Consider the following 19,234-nt stretch of genomic DNA (forward strand, 5'->3'; position numbering starts at 1 on the left):
CCCTCCGTATATGTTTACTATATGAATGGAGGGACAAGAACTTAACGAAATGCATATCCATGGGAACGTCAAAAAAGACAAGATGAAGCTAAACCCAGAGTGCATAAATCACTTGGTATCCAAAATAGATACCAAACACGATTAATGAAACTCCGGAAACAATAGAGATAGGCGATTAGACTCTTAATGTTTAGAAGTTTTCGAAAAACCGGAAGTAAGTGCTGCAACAAATACATCCCAAAAAGAAAGACCAAGAAAGATCATACTACTAAACTAATCAATATGCTTATTCTCAAAAAGATCACTCCCGATTGATGAACTAACTTGTACATTTTATGAGAAATATTTAGACTCATGCCAAAAAACGAATAACGGCAACCAAAACGCCATACATGAACTGAGGTAATATAAATTTTTCCCTTAAGAGTTTGTGGGCAATCTCTTACCATTGAAATCTTGTAACTGGAGAAAGCTATAAAAAATCTCATAACCTTACTGTAAAAAAAAAATATCTTTAATTCGAGATATTTTACTTGACGATAATTCATTCGGAAGATATTATAGGTTACATAAAATAACTAAACGTATTTAAAGTTCCTTGGTGTATAAATGTTGTATAAAAATATTTAATTGAAAAATGGATAGGGGTGAAACAAATGATAGAAGTGACTGTGAAATTAAATTATAAAGGAAAATATTATTTAACGAATGTAATAGTTAAAAAGGACACACCAGAAGAACAAATTTTGCATTTTGCACAAGAGCAAATTAAGAAACAATGGTTAAATTAAAAAATGAATCTCCAGATCTTTAAGTGAAAGGGGCAAATGGCCTTGAATGAAAAAAAAGAAGTCGGAGAAAAAGCTGTAGATTATGTGAAAGAAGGAATGGTGGTTGGACTTGGAACTGGCTCCACTGTATTTTATACCATTTCTAAGCTTGGGAAATTAGTTCAACAAGGATTTTCTATTAAAGGAATACCTACGTCCAAACAAACGGAAAAATTAGCAATAGATGTAGGAATCCCACTTGTTTCATTAAACGAAATTGATCATATTGATCTAGCCATAGATGGTGCGGATGAAGTGAATCGAGATTTAGACCTTATTAAAGGAGGAGGCGGAGCCCTTTTAAGAGAGAAAATAATCGCGAAAGCTGCTAAAACTCTTATTGTCGTTACAGACTCCCATAAAAATGTAGATACATTAGGAACTTTTCCACTGCCGATAGAAGTGGTCCCATTTGGATATGAGATGACCATGAAGTACATTCGTGAGCTTGGAGGCAATCCAAAGCTGCGGGAAAAGGATGGGAATCCTTTTCTTACCGATAACGGTAACTATATTATAGACAGCAGTTTTCAAGAGATTAAGCTTCCAAAAGAATTAGAGAAAAATCTGAACCTTATACCTGGTGTGGTTGATAATGGATTATTTGTTGGACTTGCTGATGCTGTTATTACTATTATTGATAAAAAACTTGTAACGAAAGTCCGAAGATTGATATAAGAGAAAATAGATACGAACATGGGGGAAGCATGATGGAATCAATGACCTTTGTCTTATTTGGAGCAACAGGGGATTTAGCAAAGAGAAAAATTTTCCCTGCTCTATACAATTTATATGTTGATCAAAAATTACCGAAGTCCATTTCAATTATTGGACTCGGACGAGGGGAACTTTCTCAAACTGATTTTCAAGAAAAAGTGAAAGATTCTATCTTGAATTTTTCACGACGCCTAGAACATGAGTCTGCTAATATGGGGGAATTTTTAGATTACTTCCGCTACAGTACATTGGATGTAAATTGTGAAGAAGATTATCAAACATTACTTCAGTTAGTGCAGCAGCGTGAAAAGCAACTACATTTGGAAGGAAATCGCATGTTTTATCTTTCGGTTGCTCCAGATTTTTTTGAAACGATTGCCTTGAACATAAATAGTAGTGGACTTGGTCAGACAACGGGCTGGAAACGGTTGATCATTGAAAAGCCATTTGGCCATGATCTTCAATCTGCACGTGACTTGAATGAACAACTAAGTCGTACCTTTGAGGAAGAAGAAATCTACCGAATCGACCATTACTTAGGAAAACCGATGGTTCAAAACCTTGAAGCCTTAGTATATGCCAACCCCATTCTACAGACGGTTTGGAATAAAGAACATATTGCAAATGTCCAAATTACAGCGAGTGAAACGGTTGGGGTAGAGAAAAGAGCGGGTTATTACGATCAAGCTGGTGCAATTCGTGACATGGTTCAAAACCACATGCTGCAAATTCTAATGATGACAGCTATGGATATGCCTAAAAAAATTAATGCAGCAGAAATTAGACATGAGAAGCGGATGGTCATGGAGTCTCTTCGTCCCTTAAAAGAAAAAGATGTTCAATACGATATTGTCCGCGGCCAATACATTTCAGGAGAGGTAAACAGTCAAAAAGTTCCAAGCTACTTAGAAGAGCCAGGGGTAAATCCTTATTCCAAGACAGATACATTTGTTGCTGCCCGTTTGTGGATCGATCATCCATCATGGACTGGGGTTCCCTTTTACATCCGTACAGGAAAAAGAATGAAGGAAAAATCAACCCGGATTGTAATTGAATTTGAAAATAAGGAAAACCAACAATATAAAAATAATCAAATTAATCAAATTAATCCTAACTTATTAATTATTGAGATCAATCCTAATGAAAATATTTCCTTACAAATAAACTGCAAAAACCCATTGAATAATGGAAAGGTTACCCCAATTAGGATTAATTTTTCTAATGATCAAATAGGATTAGGAGTGCCTGAAGCGTACGAAAGACTAATATATGATTCTTTTAACGGGGATTCTACCTTCTTTGCTCATTGGAAAGAAGTTGAATTGTCATGGGAATGGGTACAGCCGATTCTTAATGTATTTGAGAATAACCTAGTACCGCTTCATGAATATCAGTCAGGTTCCTACGGTCCCGCTGCTTCTGATTCCTTGCTCTTGGAAAATGGCTTTAAATGGTGGCTGGATGAAAAACTTCAAGAAAGCAAGGAAAAGGTACTACTCAACTAAGAATAGCTTGGAGGAAATAAAAACGATGTCACCAGGCATATCCAGAAGTTTTACAACTGATGATGTAGTACGTATTGAGAAAAATGTCTTAAATCCTTCTAAGTAGAAGGCCGTTAAATTAAGGAAATTAAACATATTATTTACAACATTGGAGGAGAACATAATGAAGGTAGGACTTATTGGTTTAGGAAAAATGGGATTAAACTTAGGGCGAAATTTAATGGATCACCATCACGAAGTGGTAGCATTTGATGTTAATCCAAGTGCAGTAGAAAATATGAAGCAATATGGAGCAACTGGTGTTTCAAGTTATAAAGAACTCATACAGTCCTTGGATCATCCAAGAATTGTATGGATTATGGTCCCGCATGCAGTGGTTGATTCCGTTATCGGTGAAATTTTACCCTATTTGGAAAAAGGAGATATTGTCGTTGAAGCAGGTAATTCTCACTATAAGGAATCGATTGAACGCTACAATGAATTAAAGGAAATAGGCGTGAGATTTATGGATGCGGGTACTTCAGGCGGTATGGAAGGGGCTCGAAATGGAGCTTGTTATATGATTGGCGGGGATCCTGAAGCTTGGGAAGTGGTCCAACCCCTTTTCAAAGATACAGCTGTAGAGAATGGTTTCTTATATGCAGGCAAAGCAGGCAGCGGGCATTTCTTAAAGATGGTTCATAATGGAATTGAATATGCCATGATGGCTGCCATTGGAGAAGGCTTTGAGGTCCTGGAAAAAAGTGAATTTGATTTTGATTACGAAAAGGTCGCAAGAGTTTGGAATAATGGTTCCGTTATTCGTTCATGGCTGATGGAATTAACAGAAAATGCATTCTCAAAATATCCAAATTTGGATGAAATTAAAGGGATTATGCATTCCTCAGGTGAAGGGAAATGGACAGTAGAGGCAGCATTAGACCTTAAAACAGCAACACCAGTCATTGCCATGTCATTATTAATGCGATATCGCTCCCTTGAAGATGATACCTTTACAGGAAAAGTTGTAGCCGCACTAAGAAATGAATTTGGCGGACATACTGTCGAAAAAAACTAAAAACATTATTTAATAAAAATCGGAGGAATATATTATAAAATTTTTTATCGATACTGCAAACCTTAAATGGCGCGATAAGAATATTACGATTAAAGTCCTTGCTAGGCTTGGAAATAACGCCCTACACATTATTTAAATTAAAAATTTTCCGGGATTATTTGGAGAAAAAGTATGGTAAAGCAGAAGCGAAAAAACGTATTTATGCCACAACGGATCGTGCTAAAGGAGCTTTAAAAACACTTGCCGATGAAGAAGGCTATGAAACCTTTGTCATACCTGATGATGTTGGCGGTAGATACTCTGTGTTAACCGCAGTAGGATTATTACTAATCGCAACTGCAGGCTTAGATATTGATAAAATGATGCAGCAGCTGCTGCGGAAAAGTATAGTAATCCTAACTTGGCAGAAAACCAAAGTTATCAATATGCTGCAGTTAGAAATGCTCTTTATCGTAAAGGAAAATCAATTGAACTTTTGGTAAACTTTGAACCATCTCTTCATTATGTATCAGAATGGTGGAAACAGTTATTTGGTGAAAGTGAAGGTAAAGACCAAAAAGGTCTCTATCCTGCTTCTGTCGATTTCACCACGGATCTTCATTCGATGGGACAATATGTCCAAGAAGGGCGCCGAGACCTTATTGAGACAGTTGTATCTGTAAAAGAACCTAAACTAGATATCACTCTTGGGAAAGAAGAGACCGATCAGGATGGATTGAATTATCTAGCTGGGAAAACAATGGACTATGTTAACAAGAATGCAGCACAAGGTACAGTATTAGCCCATGTCGATGGAGGAGTTCCTAACCTATCTGTCGAGCTGGATCAATTAAATGAATATACCTTCGTGGAAATGGTTTATTTCTTTGAGAAAGCTTGTGGAATCAGCGGATTATTAATGGGGGTAAATCCTTTTGATCAGCCAGGTGTTGAAGCTTATAAAAAGAACATGTTTGCACTCCTTGGAAAGCCAGGATATGAAGCAGAAAGAGAAGAGTTACAAAACCGGATTTCTAAATAAACTTTTGTTAGCACCCTTGTCATAGATAAGGGTGTTTATAATTTTTTTGTAAGTGACCATACAAAAAAAGGGAGTGAAGCCATTTATGAGGCTTCTCTCCCTATCAATTCTAAGCTATATTTTCCATTCTAATCATGAATTTTATATCTTCATCAATGACATTTAATAATCTCTCTAGCACAGCCAGTTTAGCCTTTACTTCCTTGATTTCAAATCCAGTAACGACATTTAATTTTTTTAGGTTATTGATCATTTCTGAGACCAATTGTTTAAAAGTTTGTGAATCAACCAATAAATAATGAATTAATTCAATAGCTGCTTCTTTTTCTTGTTTATTTTTGATGGCAAAAATACTTTCGACATCAGGCTCTAATACGAAAAGAGATTGTAAATCTTCCGATATTCTTATACTAACGTAGCTTTTTTTAGTTCCATAATATTCATTATCCCTAATCCGAATTAGATCCAGTCCAATCATAAATTCATAAAAGGGAGTGTTCTTATCAAAAGAACGAAACCCGCTAATGTTAATATTTGCTTTTTCATCTATATAAATTTCTTTTTCTAATCTAGTTGTAATTACTTTTGATTCTAACATATTCATTTTAATTACCTCACTTCAAAAAATTTTTATACTTAAAGTAACATGGATACTTTAAGTAACCCAAATACATTATAGTAGACATGACAGAATAAATCAATTAAAGTTGCATGAGATTTTATTGGAATATGCAGCCAGGGGATAGCATTTGGAAGGTTAAAATGCATTTTTAATATTTGTTGTTGACAAATGAGGAAGATGATTTATAATTTAAGTATCTCTAATTCAAGATATTTAAATTCAAGATAAGATAAGAAGCTAATTAATATATGTCGAACTGACTAACTAAACATTAAGGGGGTGTTAAAGTGGTAACTTTATTTATTACACCAAGTTGTATTTCATGTCGAAGAGCAAAGGCGTGGTTTGAGGTGAATCAAATTCCTTACAAAGAAAGAAACATCCTTTCTGAAAAGCTTACAGTAGATGAGATTAAGAATATCCTTCACTTCACAGAGGATGGCACCGATGAAATTATCTCAACTAAGTCAAAAGCTTTCCAGAAGCTAAATATTAATATCGACTCTCTTTTACTCCGAGAATTGTATACGCTTATTGAAGAGAATCCTGGGCTATTAAGAAAACCATTAATCCTTGATGAAAAAAGATTACAAGTAGGGTTTAATGAAGAAGAGTTACGGTGTTTCTTGCCACGTAAAATGCGTGTATTCCAACTTGATGAAGTCCATAGCTTTATTGAAGACGCTCTATAAAGTCCGTGATTCGGCTGGGGTTATTTGGAGAAAAACAGTTATAGATTAAATTATAAACAAGTATTGACAATATCTCGAATTCGAGATATATTAATTAAGGATATTTAACTAGGAGGTGTGAATATGGAAAGGAAATGTACTAACCATCCATTTTTGCTACTAATGCAAACCTCAAAGGGCATTCAGGAACGAATAAGAGACGAAATGTCCAAAAATAATCTTAGTATTACCGAGTTTTCTGTTTTAGAGGTACTTTTCTACAAAGGGAAACAAACAATTCAGCAGATTGGAAATAGAATCCTGACCTCTAGCGGCTCGATGACGTATGTTATTGATAAACTTGAACAAAAAGGAATCATAAAAAGGAATGACTGTAGAGAAGACCGGCGGGTTATTCATGTAACCTTAACAGCTGAAGGAATGGAAATGATGGAAAACATCATGCCGAAGTATCAAGATATGATTAATTCTATTTTTGAAGATTTAACAGATGATGAGTCCGAGTTGATGGTCCATTGTTTAAAGAAAGTTAGTAACAAAGTGTAATAATAAATTTTTTAAATTAATATCTCGAAGTCGAGATAAGTGAAAATAGGAGGAAAATAAAATGATGAGTATTGGATTATTAATTATAAGGTTAGTCGTTGGTGTGTCATTCATGGCTCACGGCGCACAGAAATTATTTGGCTGGTTTGGTGGTTATGGCTTAAAGGGTACAGGAGGCTGGATGGAGTCGCTCGGTTTGAAACCAGGTGTGATGTTGGCCCTCATGGCAGGATTAGCAGAATTAATTGGGGGATTAATGTTTACATTAGGACTTCTTACTCCCCTTGCAGGGATCATGATTGCAGCTACAATGGTAATGGCAATTGTAAAGGTTCATGCTCCTAATGGATATTGGGCAACACAAAATGGATACGAATATAATTTGACGTTGATAGCGGTAGTAATTGGTCTAGCATTAATTGGACCTGGAAAATATGCATTGGATGCTTTTTTATTTTAAAATATCTCGAATTAGAGAATCTTGATTTATAATTATTATCAATAATTTAATCCATTTTAGGCATTATACATTAAAAAGGAGTGTTTCAAAATGAGTAAGAAAACAATGGGTATTCATCATATCACTGCAATTGTAGGACATCCACAGGAGAATGTTGATTTTTATGCAGGTGTTTTAGGATTACGCCTAGTGAAACAAACGGTAAACTTTGATGATCCTGGCACGTATCACCTTTATTTCGGTGATGAAGGAGGAAAACCTGGAACAATCATCACATTTTTCCCATGGGCAGGGGCTCATCAAGGAACCATTGGTGATGGTCAAGTAGGAGTTACTTCATATGTTGTTCCTAAAGGTGCATTGAAATTTTGGGAAAACAGATTAGAAAAGTTCAAAGTCTCTTTTACTAAAATGGAAAGATTCGGTGAGGAATATTTGGAATTTGATGATCCACATGGCCTTCACCTTGAAATTGTTGAAAGAGAAGAAGGAGAAGTTAATAATTGGAACTTTAGCGGGGTAACTCCAGAGGTTGCCATCAAAGGGTTTGGCGGAGCTACTCTATTATCAACACAGCCCAATAAAACGGCAGATTTGTTAGAAAATGTTATGGGACTTGAATTCGTAGGTAAAGAAGGAGATTTCGCCCGTTATCGTTCTTCAGCTGAGATCGGAAATGTCATTGACCTGAAATTTACTCCGATTGGACGAGGAAGAATGGGTGTGGGGACCGTACATCACATCGCTTGGCGGGCTAGTGATGACCAGGATCAATTGGAATGGCAAAAGTATGTTGCAGGAAATGGATATGGCGTAACTCCAGTACAAGATCGAAACTATTTTAATGCCATTTATTTCAGAGAACACGGAGAAATCTTATTTGAAATTGCAACAGATCCTCCAGGCTTCGCTCATGATGAGTCACAAGAAACCATGGGAGAAAAATTGATGTTGCCTGCACAGTATGAACCCAAAAGAGAACAAATTGAACGCAGATTACTTCCATTTGAAGTAAGAGAACTAGACTGATTATACGAAAAGGAATGATTTCTTTGCTTTCAATTGATCCAGCCTTAATGTCTGAAAGAGAAAATTATAAGTTTCTAATAGGAAGCATCATACCTAGACCGATTGCTTTCGTGACAACCATTTCAAAAGATGGCGTTTTAAATGGTGCACCATTTAGTTATTTTAATATCGTCTCATCCAATCCGCCGATGATTTCATTATCTATTCAACGTTCAGAGGGGAGTCAAAAGGATACAGCCAGAAACATCATCGACTCCAAGCAATTTGTGGTCCATATTGTTGACGAACATAATGTTGAAAAAATAAATAAGACGGCTGCAAGTCTTCCTTCTGATCAAAGTGAAGTTAAGTTAGCAAACTTGACTTCAGTGGATAGTGTAAAAATTTCGGTACCAGGTGTGAAAGAAGCAAAAATTCGAATGGAATGTTCATTAGAGCATTCTTTAGAATTGGGAAGTTCGGATAGTCCTGGATGTGATTTTATTATAGGAAGAGTGGTTCAATTTCATATTGAAGATGAAATTTATGAAAATGGAAGAATTGATGCTAGAGGTTTAGCTGCGGTAAGTCGATTAGCAGGGAATAATTACGCCAAAATCGGTGAGATTTTTGAAATAGAAAGGCCTAAATAACTTCTTAAAATCCCATTTATGAAGTGGAGAGTAAAAAATGCAGAAAACAGCAGGCATTCATCATATATCAGCGATGGTAAACGATGCACAAAGGAATATTGACTTTTATGCAGGTGTACTTGGGTTAAGGCTTGTTAAAAAAACAATCAATTTTGATCGTCCAGAAGTGTATCATCTTTATTTTGGGAATGAAACAGGAGAACCAGGAACAGTAATTACGTTTTTCCCATGGGCAAAACAGCTAAAAGGTCGAATTGGTACAGGTCAGGTTGGAGTCACTAGCTACATTATTCCAACAGGTACAATAAAATTCTGGGAGAAGCGTTTCCAACAATTCAGAATTGAATTTACTTCAGCCAATCGCTTTGGTGAGAAATATTTGAAATTTAACGATCCAGACGGACTCCAGCTTGAACTGATAGAAAGAGATGAAGGTCCAATAAATACTTGGAACTTTGGGGGAATTCAAGCTGAGAATGCGATAAGAGGGTTTGGCGGCGCTGTTCTGTTTTCTGCACAGCCACATAAAACGACGGAAGTGCTGGAAAATACTTTAGGAATGGAATGTATTGGGCAGGAAAATGAATTCCTAAGATTTAAATCTGAAGGACATTTTGGAAATACGATTGATATTCAGTTAAACCCATCAGTCAGGGGACTGATGGGAGCAGGAACAGTTCATCATATAGCATGGAGAGCAAAGGATGAAGAGGATTTACTCAGATGGAGATCTCTTCTTCAAGACAAAGGATACTATCCAACAGAAATTCGAGATCGAAACTATTTCAAAGCAGTGTATTTTCATGAAGAAGGGGGTATCCTCTTCGAAATAGCTACCGACCCACCAGGCTTTTCAGTGGATGAACCAGTCGCTGAACTTGGGGAAAAACTTATGTTGCCATCTTGGCTAGAGTCAAAAAGAGAAGAATTAGAAGAAATCTTACCGCCTGTAGAGGTTCGAGTTCTGGAGGGAGATAAATAATGAAACATATATTCAATAAGGGGCAAAATCAAACAAAACCCACGTTGTTATTGCTTCATGGTACAGGAGGCAATGAATTAGACCTGCTGCCACTTGCAGGAATGATTGATGTTGAGGCAAATGTACTAAGCGTTCGTGGGAATGTATTAGAAAATAGAATGCCTCGATTTTTTCGCAGATTAGCAGAAGGGGTATTTGATGAGGAAGATCTTATTTTTCGAACAAAAGAGTTAAACGAGTTTCTAGATGAGGCCTCCGAAAAGTATGATTTTGATCGAGATAATATTCTTGCGATAGGTTACTCAAATGGAGCTAATATTGCTGCGAGTTTATTATTTCACCATCAAAATGCTTTAAAGGGTGCGATTCTTCATCATCCCATGGTGCCGCGAAAAGGAATTGAACTACCTGATTTAACAGGGAAATCAGTATTTATTGCAGCTGGTACCAATGATCCTATCTGCTCGCCATTAGAATCTGCTGAATTACAATCTTTATTAGAAAAGGCAAATGCGAATGTAGAAATTCATTGGGAGAATAGAGGTCATCAATTAACCTCTCAAGAAGTTGAAGCCTCAGCTCAATGGTATCAAAAAGGTATAATCAAATAATAATTTTATGGAGGAGAAAAAAATGTTGGTAAAAAACGAAATCGGAGCACTGATATTACGAGTAACATTAGGGGCATTATTTTTAATACATGGAATCGTAAAGTTTCAAGGTGGAATTGAAAATATTGTAGGTTGGTTTGAAAGTATCGGGTTGCCGGGATTTATGGCATATGGCGTTGCACTCGTTGAAATCGTTGGCGGCGTCGCATTAATCATTGGATTGGCTACAAGACTAGTCTCCGCTTTGTTGGGACTATTAATGATTGGGGCAATACTAAAAGTAAAACTTTCTGTTGGTTTATTAGGAAATGGTCAAATGGCAGGATATGAGTTGGATTTAGCATTTTTAGCAATGGCAGTTTATCTTGCATTCAATGGAAGCAAGCTATTATCAGTTAGTGGCATGATTTTTCAAAAGGATTCAATTGAGTTAAAAAAAGCTGCTTAATATTGAATATTTGGAGCAGGAAGAAACCCATATGGAACATGTGTTACTGTTGGTCAAGATGGAAAAATGATTGAAGATGTTCAGGCGGCTGTTAAACACCAAGCGAAACGTACAGTTACTGTTGCAGAGTGGGTAAAAAAGGCGAACCAATTAAATATTATTCAATTTAAAAAGCTAATCGGAACCTTTCGATTAGTTTTTTTATTACTTAGAAAATACTTTTATACTCGAAGGAATAGTAAATACTACCAAAGGAAATAATAGGTAGGAAATTATTTTTACCCTGCTTGATTTGATGGGGTTTTACAGAACATTGTAAGGCGGGAGCATATCAAATTTTGATTCACATCGGAGGATGTTTTTATGGAAAAGAAACTGTTGAATTTACTTACTGCTTTGTGTGTGGTCTCCTTCCCATTTTTATTTAAAGGATCTAAAATGCGAGAGAATCTTGTTATTTTTTTCTCAAAAGGAGTCATTGCAACTCTAATTGATGTTTTTGTGGTTGGTACCAAAAGACTTGAATATCCAGTACGTCCCTTTCCAAAAATTTTTAAGACAAACATCATTTATGACCTATTGTTTTTCCCGCTTTTAAGTGTTATATGGGTGAAACTAACTTATAACGATCATTTAGGCAAAATACTTTTTAAAAGTTTACTTTTTAGTGTTCCCATGAGTATCGGTCAATGGTACTTTGAAAAGAATTCCAAGTTATTCAAATGGGAAAAATGGACAATATTTCATACCTTTACCAGTGTAAATTTTACTTTGTTTACTATAAGAGGTTTCGTTGGATTATTAAAAAAATTAGATAAGGTAAAGAGTGCATAAGTTTTTAGAGCGAATTCAAAGGTTTTGCTGTAGGCATGTATAAAGACTTTTCAGAACAAATGGAGTTTGTTGATCTGATTAAAAAATATCAAGCATAAGGAAATTCAGGAAAGAAATAGTTGGAGCGTATAGCAGAAGAAATCCTGTTATATATTCCAACTTTTTGTTTTGAATGAAAGAAATAAAGCTCGATATTCATGACTAAGAAATTCAGAAAAGGAGTGACAGAAATGATTCAAATTTATCCTGCAGGTACACGATACACAGTAAAAAATGAATGGCTGGCGAGTAATTTAAGTTTTTCTTTTGGTGAGTATTATGACACTTCCAATATCCGATTTGGTCCACTGCGTGTCTTTAACGACGACATTGTCCAAGGTGATCGCGGCTTTGGAATTCATCCGCATCGGGAAGCGGAAATTGTTTCTATCGTATTAAAGGGGCAGCTAAAACATGAAGACAACTTGGGGAACTCTGGAATTATCAGCTATGGAAATATACAGCGAATAAGTGCTGGAACGGGAGTGCTTCATTCTGAATTCAATGCTTCCAATGATGAAGAAGTCCGATTTTTACAGCTATGGTTTTCACCAAATGAAAAAAAGTTAACTCCATCCTATGAAGATATCTCATATGACGTTGAACAATTACAAAATAACTTATTACCTGTAATATCCCATACTGCCTCCGAGCGGGTGGCAGGAATTCATCAAGATTTAACCCTTTATTTATCAAAGTTGGATGGTAATATGACATTGAACTTTCAACAGGAAGAAGGCAGGAAGATTTACATCTTTACTATAGAAGGAGAAATTTCAATTAATAAGGATTCCATTTTACAATCCCAGGATGCGGCTCGGATCACAGACATCCATGAAATTACGATTCAGGCAAATCAAGATAGTTTCTTTTTATTAATTGATTTACCTGGGGGTGAATTTTAATGTTAATGATTCGTCACTCTATAGGCAGCCGATTGCTTTGTCAAACTACTAATTACCGTATTGAAAAGCAAGACGATCGTTGGCTGATCTCCTTATCTGTTGATGAAGAAACTGCTTCGACTGTTTTAGATTTTCAGGATGAGTTAAATATATTTGAAGCAAAGGAAAATGAAAAGACTTGGTATTACTCCTCTGATTCACAAATTAATTTTCAACCTAATGAAAAACAATTGGTGATCCTTGCTGATCATAAAACTGTCTATCCGACTTAATGATTAACTCTATTAAGTTGAGTAAATTTAAAAAGTCTGATGGGATTTACAAGCTCCTTTATTTTTATTAGAAAGAAAGGATGTCTACAATGACAAACAATTTATATGAAAAAGGAGATTTAAAAAATCTTAGTAAACTTAAAGAATTAGCACCAGAACAGCTTGAAGCTTTTTCGGATTTTAATACGGCGGTCATGACAGATGGTGCACTGAGTAAAAAGGAAAAAGAAATCATAGCGGTTGCAATTGCCCATGTAACGGAATGCCCTTATTGTATTGATTTATATACACGACGTGCAAAAGCTGAAGGAGCATTACTTGAAGAATTAGTAGAAGCGATCTTTGTTGTAGCAGGAGTAGAAGCAGGTGGGGTAGTAACCCATAGTACTCATATACATAATGCGATGGATGCCAGAAGCAGAGGATTCACTTTATAGACGTTCAAATCTAAAAAACCTTGGTAAATTAAATAAATTTGCTCCTGAAGGCTTTAAAGGTTATTCAACGTTTAGTAGAACAGCAATGAAGAAAGGCAATTTGAGTGGAAAGTTTAAAGAGATTATTGCTGTGGCAGTTGCTCATGCTACGCAATGCCCATATTGTATAGATGTCCATTCGAAAAATGCCATGAAGCTTGGATGTACAAATGAAGAGCTTGCAGAAGCAGTAATGGTTACTTCAGCATTACTTGCAGGAGGAGCTTATGCACATATCGCTAATTTGATACAAAGCTATGGTGATTAACAAAAAGGTAGGATAAAAAAGGCCGACTCTCATTCCTGATTAATGGAAGGTGTGAAGTGACCCCGTAAAGTTAGACACATTATTTCGTTAGGCAGCTTGTTGGGCATGAGCTCGGTATTGAACTGGGCTCATGCCTTTTAATTTTGCCTTGATTCGTTTGTGATTTTAGTATTTTATATACTTTTCTAGTTCTTGCTTAAAGTGTTCCACACTCTCAAATTCTTTTAGATAAAGAAATTCGGATTTCATAACGCCAAAGAAATTTTCCATAACGGCGTTATCGTAACAGTTCCCTTTGCGTGACATACTTTGTGTAATGCCAAGTTTACAGAGGGCATGACGGGATTGTTTCATTTGATAATGCCAGCCTTGATCAGAATGAATAAGGAGTTTATCCTCGTCTGTTAAACGTTCAAAAGCTTGATCTAACATTGTTGAAACAAGCGAATAGGTTGGTCTTGAACCAATTGTATATGTAATGATTTCCCCGTTAAATAAATCCAACATCGGCGATAAATATAGCTTCTCTCCCAATAATTTAAACTCCGAAATAGCTGTAACCCATTCACATTTGGTTTTTCATCTTGGAAATTGCGATCTAAAAGATTAGGGGCAATCTTCCCAACCTTTCCTTTGTAAGAGCGATATTTTTTCATACGGACAAGACATTTTAATCCTAGTTCTTGCATGATACGCTGTACTTTTTTATGGTTTATTTTCTGATAGACGTCCCTTGTTCGTTCATATAATTCAGTGGCGCCGCATGGATAAGTGGACGAAGGACACTGCTTCGTTTGCAGGTGCTGCATTCAAACAGATGTTTAATGATCTCTATAAAGAAAACAAACTCTTAAAGGGAGAATTGGTGATTCTTAAGAAAGGTAGATTTAAAGAATATTAACTGCCCGCATTTCGTCTTCTCTTGCTCACGTGACACACTTATATTAGAGAAGCAAAGTCTTCCGGTGATGAACCTTGTTTCAAGTAAGGATAAAACCTATGAGGTTTATGAAGGTGGACATGTTTCACTGGTCTTGACTGGGGTGTTTGCTAAAATCTGGGATAAGTGGCTTTCGGCTCGATGACAGGAAAATCGGAAGGGATGAAGGGGATTTAATAATTAATGAAAGCTTTATATAGAATAGAAGAGTCATCAGGAGAAAGTGTAAAATATTTATTATTCAGTTAATGGCAAATGCATGATAAAACCTAAATGAGAAATGGTGGTCTCTGAACCCCATAACCGCACTGTGATTCCTCCACTCGTGCGGTTTTTTTCTTAGTTTGGCCTTTCATTGGCAAGATTTACATAGATATTTATTAGAAAATTCGAATGTTAGGACATCTCTTTTAATAAAGTAAATGTAAACGGGCGTAAAAAGGCTTTCAGCCGAAAAGTTTCATATTGAGGTAAGTAAAGGAACCATGTTCTTTTTTAAATAAAAGGGAGGGGTAAAATGCTGCATATTGTAGCCTGTATCAAGCAAGTACCTGACACCAAAATTATCAAGATGAACCCAAAAACAAACACGATGGATCGCAGGACGGCGCCTGCGATATTGAACCCGTATGATGCCCATGCTGTTGAAGAGGCGGTTCGTCTAAAGAATAGGTATGGGGGAATCGTATCTGTTGTTACAATGGGGCCGCCTCCAGCGGTTACCGCAATTAAAAAGTGTATTGAAATAGGCGCCGATGAGGGCTATTTAATCACGGACCGCCGGTTTGCGGGAGCGGATACATTGGCAACGAGCTATGCTGTGACAAAGGCGATTGAAAAGATAGGAAAACAACAGCCCGTAGATTTGATCATTTGCGGAAAAATGTCCATTGATGGAGATACCGGGCAAGTTGGACCCGGAATTGCACGAAGGCTCGATATTCCACCGCTGACTTCTGTGAACAAAGTAGTGGAAATTAATCAAGAAGATGGATATGCCATTGTCCATCGCAAGTTGGAGGACGGTTATGAAGTCGTCCGATCCACATTGCCGTGTTTGTTTTCCGTTGAAAAAACAATCAATGAAGTGCCGTATTCTCCGTTTCCAAACATGATAAAAGCTGCCAGGTATAAACCTCATATCTGGTCTGTTGATGACCTGGAAGAGGTTGATGTGAAGCAGCTTGGTTTGAAGGGATCTCCTACGATTGTCTCCAAAGTTTGGGCTCCACAAAAGCCGGCAGGTGGAACGTTCCTTGAAGGCAACCCAATGGCACAAGTAGAGCAGCTGGTCTCTGTCATGCTTGAAAAGAAAGAATTGTTTGAATCAAAGGAGGAAATGTAATTGGATTTCCAAGATTATAAAGGTGTTTGGGTGTTCATTGAACAAAAAGATGGAGTGGTTGCTTCCGTATCCCTTGAACTATTGGGTGCCGGCAGAAAGTTGGCAGACAAACGGGGAGTGGAATTGGCCGGTATTCTAATAGGAGAAAATGTTAAACATTTAACGAAGACCGTTTTTGAATACGGTGCAGATACAGTGTTTGTATATGATCAACCCATCTTTAAACATTACAGGACCGAATCCTACATGAAGGCGCTGTTGGAATGCACGGAAAAATATAAACCAGAAATTATCCTCTACGGTGCCACCTCAACAGGAAAGGACCTGGCAAGTGCGGTAGCCACCGATATGCCGACAGGTTTAACGGCGGATACGACGGAGCTGGATGTTGAAGAGGAAACAGGGTTACTATTAGCGAGCAGGCCGGCTTTTGGCGGAAATATTATGGCGACCATTTTATGTAAAAAATATCGGCCCCAAATGGCGACAGTACGCGCCAAAGTCATGAAAGCGCTGACCCCTCAATCAGGGAGAACAGGCAAGATGGTTGAAGAAACAATATCCCTAAAAGAAGAAGATATTCGGACAAAAGTCTTGGAAATTGTAAAGGAAACTGTAAAGAAAGTAAGAATCGACGAAGCGGACATCATTGTTGCAGGCGGAAAAGGATTAGGGAGCTTCGAGGGATTTCAGTTAATACACCAATTGGCGGAGACTCTTGGAGGAGCGGTTGGTGCCAGCAGGGATGTGGTGGAAGCGGGTTGGATCGACCACGCTCATCAAGTAGGGCAAACCGGTGTGACGGTAACGCCAAAAATTTATTTTGCAATTGGAATTTCCGGTGCGATTCAACATATTGTGGGAATGAAAAATTCCGGTTTAATTATTGCCATTAATAAGGACAAAGAGGCCCCCATTTTTCAGACCTGTCATTATGGAATTGTAGGCGATGCCTTTGAAATCGTTCCTATTCTAATCGAACAGTTTAAAAAGGCTTTATCCAGAGAAAAGGTAAGCAATACCAGCGAAGGTTGATGGAATGATACCAGGGCGAGAAACATAAAATAGAAATTCTCAAAAAGGTTGGAGACGTAAGTTCCCACAATAAATTAATTGTTACTCACAATAACTCTATAATAAAGCCTCACGGTGAATTTTCACTCATGAGGCTTTTTCCTATATATGCCTATAATTGAAGCCTAATGAAATCTGGAATAGATGGATAAATAATTTAGCTTATTGGAAAGATAAATTAATTAAAAGGGTACAAGATGGTTAAACAATATCAGTAAACAGGAGATTTAAATGGAAGATACACTTATACCCATTCTGAGAACAGGTGTCAGCTTTTTGCTTTTAATACTTGTTACTTTGGTTATTGGAAAGCATATTAACTCTCATAAAAACCACTATAGCTTTGCCTTATCCGTTACAATTGGTTCCTTTATAGCGAACATGGGGTTTGATACGAATTTAAAGTTCAAAGAAATTCTAATTTCATTTCTTGTATTAGTTTTAATGTTTTATTTGTTCATGGTGTTATCTTCTAGGAATCGAAGTTTTAGAAAATGGTTATCTGGTAGACCAACCCTACTAATAGAAAAAGGAAAATTACTAGACAATAATATGAAAAAGGTAAAGTTCTCGATTGACGACCTTAATCAGCTTTTAAGGGAAAAGGAAATCTTTAATATATTTGAAGTGGAATACGCATTACTAGAAGTGAGCGGGGAATTATCCATTCTAAAAAAGATACCGTTTCAAAATGTAATAAAAAAAGATTTAAATTTGCCCAATTCATCAGAGTCGCTGCCAGTTGAACTAATTATGGACGGGAAAATCATCGAAAAGAACGCTTCCGGCATCTATAACCGTGAGTGGATTGAAGCTGAATTCAAAAGAAGAAATTTACGAATAGAAGAAATTTATTATGCTGTAGTCAATAGCGGTGGTTACCTTTTTGTAGACAAATATAAAGATAAAATAAATTCACCTACAGATGTTGAATAATTTGGAAAGGCTAATTGATAATAAGGTTTGAAAATAGGAAGGCAACCATTCGGTTTATACGAACAAAAAATCCCCGGAATTTGTCAAAAGGGGATTTTTTGCTTGCATAGGAAAAGCACAGTTAGTTAACAACTTCCAAAAAGGCCAAACTGGTATAATCGCTTTTTTATGTTGATTTCCTATCATCCTTACTTAAATGAAAAAGCATATACATCTGCTTAGCAAGAAATTGCGGTGTATAAGGCATGTCCTTACGCAACCAAGCTACGATCGTGCCGATAAGAGCTGAAGAACCATGCCAAATCGCAATATCCCTTTGGATATCGGTAGTAGCGAGCAAGGAGTCTATCTCCATTCTCTCTGTTATTGATTTCGTAAGGATTTTTAATAACCGCTCTGTAAAGATTGGCGTCCGTGTGGAACTAAGAACCACTTTATAGAATTTAGCATTCTCGGCTATATGCTCAAGCAGGTTCACAAGCTTCAATGAATCAATTTCTTCAGCGGATTTCATGTTTGTTGTCGTACTCAGCATAATGCACTCAATATCCTCGGCCATTTCCTGTGCCATTTTCTCCATCAAGTCTTGTATATCATGATAATGCAGATAAAACGTAACACGGTTGATGGTTGCGCGTTCCGCAATCCGATTAACCGTTATTTTATTAATTTCCATCTCCTGCAGCAAATCTATAAAAGCGTCCTTGATTAATTGGCGCGTACGAAGTATACGAGGATCTACTCGTGGAGTTGCAGTATCCTTCATGTTTAATCACCCTTCCCATTTGAAAATTTACAATTATTTTAGTTGTGTCTATTATTTTCAGCATTAACAACAAAACTGAAAAGAATGATAACTAATCTACACTTCTCAAGAAATTGTCTGTTGTCAGAACCAACGATCTTATTATAATGTAATTTATACAATGTTAATTATTAAACACATTGTAAAAAAAGTCTATATTCTAGTTAGAAAGGATAGGAGAGAATTGA

Annotated in this window: 23 protein-coding genes and 3 pseudogenes; 23 read left to right on the forward strand and 3 right to left on the reverse strand. The window is 36.6% G+C overall.

Features of this window, described 5'->3' with window-relative positions; translation table 11 throughout:
• The first annotated feature begins 656 nt into the window (after nucleotides 1–656).
• The 5 genes and pseudogenes from J7E77_RS18740 to J7E77_RS18760 form a co-directional block, all read left to right on the forward strand.
• On the forward strand, nucleotides 657–791 hold the full coding sequence (locus tag J7E77_RS18740) for a BA3454 family stress response protein (RefSeq protein ID WP_098932274.1): 135 nt from the start codon (nucleotides 657–659) through the stop codon (nucleotides 789–791).
• Between the two features lie 42 nt (nucleotides 792–833).
• On the forward strand, nucleotides 834–1,508 hold the full coding sequence (gene rpiA, locus J7E77_RS18745) for a ribose-5-phosphate isomerase RpiA (RefSeq protein WP_214716361.1): 675 nt from the start codon (nucleotides 834–836) through the stop codon (nucleotides 1,506–1,508).
• A 32-nt stretch (nucleotides 1,509–1,540) separates the two neighbouring features.
• Nucleotides 1,541–3,052, forward strand: coding sequence for a glucose-6-phosphate dehydrogenase (gene zwf, locus J7E77_RS18750; RefSeq protein WP_214716363.1), 1,512 nt, complete (start codon nucleotides 1,541–1,543; stop codon nucleotides 3,050–3,052).
• Nucleotides 3,053–3,215: 163 nt separating this feature from the next.
• On the forward strand, nucleotides 3,216–4,109 hold the full coding sequence (gene gnd / locus J7E77_RS18755) for a phosphogluconate dehydrogenase (NAD(+)-dependent, decarboxylating) (RefSeq protein ID WP_214716365.1): 894 nt from the start codon (nucleotides 3,216–3,218) through the stop codon (nucleotides 4,107–4,109).
• A gap of 140 nt (nucleotides 4,110–4,249) precedes the next feature.
• Nucleotides 4,250–5,130, forward strand: a pseudogene (locus J7E77_RS18760) (glucose-6-phosphate isomerase); the annotation flags it as partial.
• A gap of 109 nt (nucleotides 5,131–5,239) precedes the next feature.
• On the opposite strand, the gene J7E77_RS18765 reads toward J7E77_RS18760, so the two are convergent.
• Nucleotides 5,240–5,734 (reverse strand): hypothetical protein, encoded by a 495-nt coding sequence (locus J7E77_RS18765; protein WP_214716367.1) that lies wholly within the window; start codon nucleotides 5,732–5,734, stop codon nucleotides 5,240–5,242.
• Nucleotides 5,735–6,039: 305 nt separating this feature from the next.
• Between J7E77_RS18765 and spxA the strand changes: the two genes are divergently transcribed.
• The 14 genes and pseudogenes from spxA (at nucleotide 6,040) to J7E77_RS30745 (ending at nucleotide 13,946) form a co-directional block, all read left to right on the forward strand.
• Entirely contained in the window at nucleotides 6,040–6,444 is a 405-nt protein-coding gene (gene spxA / locus J7E77_RS18770) for a transcriptional regulator SpxA (protein ID WP_214716369.1), read from the forward strand.
• Nucleotides 6,445–6,567: 123 nt separating this feature from the next.
• A complete protein-coding gene (locus J7E77_RS18775) occupies nucleotides 6,568–6,990 on the forward strand; it encodes a MarR family winged helix-turn-helix transcriptional regulator (protein WP_214716371.1) in 423 nt (140 codons plus the stop codon).
• A gap of 61 nt (nucleotides 6,991–7,051) precedes the next feature.
• The gene (locus J7E77_RS18780) at nucleotides 7,052–7,450 is read left to right on the forward strand and encodes a DoxX family protein (RefSeq protein ID WP_214716373.1); all 399 of its coding nucleotides are present in this window, start codon (nucleotides 7,052–7,054) and stop codon (nucleotides 7,448–7,450) included.
• A gap of 90 nt (nucleotides 7,451–7,540) precedes the next feature.
• Nucleotides 7,541–8,479 (forward strand): ring-cleaving dioxygenase, encoded by a 939-nt coding sequence (locus tag J7E77_RS18785; protein ID WP_214716375.1) that lies wholly within the window; start codon nucleotides 7,541–7,543, stop codon nucleotides 8,477–8,479.
• A gap of 23 nt (nucleotides 8,480–8,502) precedes the next feature.
• The gene (locus J7E77_RS18790) at nucleotides 8,503–9,111 is read left to right on the forward strand and encodes a flavin reductase family protein (protein ID WP_214716377.1); all 609 of its coding nucleotides are present in this window, start codon (nucleotides 8,503–8,505) and stop codon (nucleotides 9,109–9,111) included.
• A gap of 37 nt (nucleotides 9,112–9,148) precedes the next feature.
• Nucleotides 9,149–10,093, forward strand: a complete 945-nt coding sequence (locus J7E77_RS18795; protein ID WP_214716379.1) for a ring-cleaving dioxygenase — start codon at nucleotides 9,149–9,151, stop codon at nucleotides 10,091–10,093.
• Nucleotides 10,090–10,704, forward strand: a complete 615-nt coding sequence (locus tag J7E77_RS18800) for an alpha/beta hydrolase (RefSeq protein ID WP_214716476.1) — start codon at nucleotides 10,090–10,092, stop codon at nucleotides 10,702–10,704. The genes J7E77_RS18795 and J7E77_RS18800 overlap by 4 nt, the downstream gene beginning before the upstream one ends.
• Nucleotides 10,705–10,726: 22 nt before the next feature.
• Entirely contained in the window at nucleotides 10,727–11,152 is a 426-nt protein-coding gene (locus J7E77_RS18805) for a DoxX family protein (protein WP_214716381.1), read from the forward strand.
• Nucleotides 11,153–11,158: 6 nt separating this feature from the next.
• Nucleotides 11,159–11,302, forward strand: a pseudogene (locus tag J7E77_RS30735) (NAD(P)H:quinone oxidoreductase, type IV); the annotation flags it as partial.
• Nucleotides 11,303–11,515: 213 nt separating this feature from the next.
• Nucleotides 11,516–11,986: a CBO0543 family protein gene (locus J7E77_RS18810; RefSeq protein WP_214716383.1), complete on the forward strand. Its 471-nt coding sequence runs from the start codon at nucleotides 11,516–11,518 to the stop codon at nucleotides 11,984–11,986.
• Between the two features lie 230 nt (nucleotides 11,987–12,216).
• Nucleotides 12,217–12,930, forward strand: coding sequence for a pirin family protein (locus tag J7E77_RS18815; RefSeq protein WP_214716384.1), 714 nt, complete (start codon nucleotides 12,217–12,219; stop codon nucleotides 12,928–12,930).
• Nucleotides 12,930–13,202: a hypothetical protein gene (locus J7E77_RS18820; protein ID WP_214716385.1), complete on the forward strand. Its 273-nt coding sequence runs from the start codon at nucleotides 12,930–12,932 to the stop codon at nucleotides 13,200–13,202. The genes J7E77_RS18815 and J7E77_RS18820 overlap by 1 nt, the downstream gene beginning before the upstream one ends.
• A gap of 89 nt (nucleotides 13,203–13,291) precedes the next feature.
• Nucleotides 13,292–13,639, forward strand: a complete 348-nt coding sequence (locus J7E77_RS30740) for a carboxymuconolactone decarboxylase family protein (protein ID WP_251026647.1) — start codon at nucleotides 13,292–13,294, stop codon at nucleotides 13,637–13,639.
• A complete protein-coding gene (locus J7E77_RS30745; RefSeq protein ID WP_251028114.1) occupies nucleotides 13,611–13,946 on the forward strand; it encodes a carboxymuconolactone decarboxylase family protein in 336 nt (111 codons plus the stop codon). Before J7E77_RS30740 ends, J7E77_RS30745 begins: the two co-directional genes overlap by 29 nt.
• Before the next feature lie 87 nt (nucleotides 13,947–14,033).
• Here J7E77_RS30745 and J7E77_RS18830 read toward each other — a convergent pair.
• Nucleotides 14,034–14,668, reverse strand: a pseudogene (locus J7E77_RS18830) (IS3 family transposase); the annotation flags it as partial.
• Between the two features lie 41 nt (nucleotides 14,669–14,709).
• Here J7E77_RS18830 and J7E77_RS18835 point away from each other — a divergent pair.
• From J7E77_RS18835 to J7E77_RS18850, 4 genes are all read left to right on the forward strand, one after another.
• The gene (locus J7E77_RS18835; RefSeq protein WP_214716494.1) at nucleotides 14,710–14,847 is read left to right on the forward strand and encodes a hypothetical protein; all 138 of its coding nucleotides are present in this window, start codon (nucleotides 14,710–14,712) and stop codon (nucleotides 14,845–14,847) included.
• Nucleotides 14,848–15,403: 556 nt separating this feature from the next.
• The gene (locus J7E77_RS18840) at nucleotides 15,404–16,231 is read left to right on the forward strand and encodes an electron transfer flavoprotein subunit beta/FixA family protein (protein WP_088086642.1); all 828 of its coding nucleotides are present in this window, start codon (nucleotides 15,404–15,406) and stop codon (nucleotides 16,229–16,231) included.
• Nucleotides 16,232–17,266, forward strand: a complete 1,035-nt coding sequence (locus tag J7E77_RS18845; protein ID WP_214716386.1) for an electron transfer flavoprotein subunit alpha/FixB family protein — start codon at nucleotides 16,232–16,234, stop codon at nucleotides 17,264–17,266. It begins immediately after the preceding gene.
• Between the two features lie 270 nt (nucleotides 17,267–17,536).
• Nucleotides 17,537–18,241 (forward strand): DUF421 domain-containing protein, encoded by a 705-nt coding sequence (locus tag J7E77_RS18850; RefSeq protein ID WP_214716387.1) that lies wholly within the window; start codon nucleotides 17,537–17,539, stop codon nucleotides 18,239–18,241.
• A 166-nt stretch (nucleotides 18,242–18,407) separates the two neighbouring features.
• On the opposite strand, the gene J7E77_RS18855 is transcribed toward J7E77_RS18850, so the two are convergent.
• Nucleotides 18,408–19,007, reverse strand: coding sequence for a TetR/AcrR family transcriptional regulator (locus tag J7E77_RS18855; RefSeq protein WP_214716388.1), 600 nt, complete (start codon nucleotides 19,005–19,007; stop codon nucleotides 18,408–18,410).
• Nucleotides 19,008–19,234 lie beyond the last annotated feature (227 nt).

This window comes from Bacillus sp. ISL-77 (assembly GCF_018613105.1).

Bases quoted from the DNA above. Each gene is read 5' to 3' on its own strand.
- J7E77_RS18835 (WP_214716494.1), top strand. From the start codon at position 14,710: ATGGATAAGTGGACGAAGGACACTGCTTCGTTTGCAGGTGCTGCATTC.
- J7E77_RS18840 (WP_088086642.1), top strand. From the start codon at position 15,404: ATGCTGCATATTGTAGCCTGTATCAAGCAAGTACCTGACACCAAAATT.
- J7E77_RS18820 (WP_214716385.1), top strand. From the start codon at position 12,930: ATGTTAATGATTCGTCACTCTATAGGCAGCCGATTGCTTTGTCAAACT.
- J7E77_RS30740 (WP_251026647.1), top strand. From the start codon at position 13,292: ATGACAAACAATTTATATGAAAAAGGAGATTTAAAAAATCTTAGTAAA.
- J7E77_RS18795 (WP_214716379.1), top strand. From the start codon at position 9,149: ATGCAGAAAACAGCAGGCATTCATCATATATCAGCGATGGTAAACGAT.
- J7E77_RS30745 (WP_251028114.1), top strand. From the start codon at position 13,611: ATGCCAGAAGCAGAGGATTCACTTTATAGACGTTCAAATCTAAAAAAC.
- J7E77_RS18740 (WP_098932274.1), top strand. From the start codon at position 657: ATGATAGAAGTGACTGTGAAATTAAATTATAAAGGAAAATATTATTTA.
- J7E77_RS18805 (WP_214716381.1), top strand. From the start codon at position 10,727: ATGTTGGTAAAAAACGAAATCGGAGCACTGATATTACGAGTAACATTA.
- J7E77_RS18810 (WP_214716383.1), top strand. From the start codon at position 11,516: ATGGAAAAGAAACTGTTGAATTTACTTACTGCTTTGTGTGTGGTCTCC.
- J7E77_RS18850 (WP_214716387.1), top strand. From the start codon at position 17,537: ATGGAAGATACACTTATACCCATTCTGAGAACAGGTGTCAGCTTTTTG.
- J7E77_RS18815 (WP_214716384.1), top strand. From the start codon at position 12,217: ATGATTCAAATTTATCCTGCAGGTACACGATACACAGTAAAAAATGAA.
- J7E77_RS18780 (WP_214716373.1), top strand. From the start codon at position 7,052: ATGATGAGTATTGGATTATTAATTATAAGGTTAGTCGTTGGTGTGTCA.
- zwf (WP_214716363.1), top strand. From the start codon at position 1,541: ATGGAATCAATGACCTTTGTCTTATTTGGAGCAACAGGGGATTTAGCA.
- gnd (WP_214716365.1), top strand. From the start codon at position 3,216: ATGAAGGTAGGACTTATTGGTTTAGGAAAAATGGGATTAAACTTAGGG.
- J7E77_RS18785 (WP_214716375.1), top strand. From the start codon at position 7,541: ATGAGTAAGAAAACAATGGGTATTCATCATATCACTGCAATTGTAGGA.
- J7E77_RS18855 (WP_214716388.1), bottom strand. From the start codon at position 19,007: ATGAAGGATACTGCAACTCCACGAGTAGATCCTCGTATACTTCGTACG.
- J7E77_RS18765 (WP_214716367.1), bottom strand. From the start codon at position 5,734: ATGAATATGTTAGAATCAAAAGTAATTACAACTAGATTAGAAAAAGAA.
- J7E77_RS18775 (WP_214716371.1), top strand. From the start codon at position 6,568: ATGGAAAGGAAATGTACTAACCATCCATTTTTGCTACTAATGCAAACC.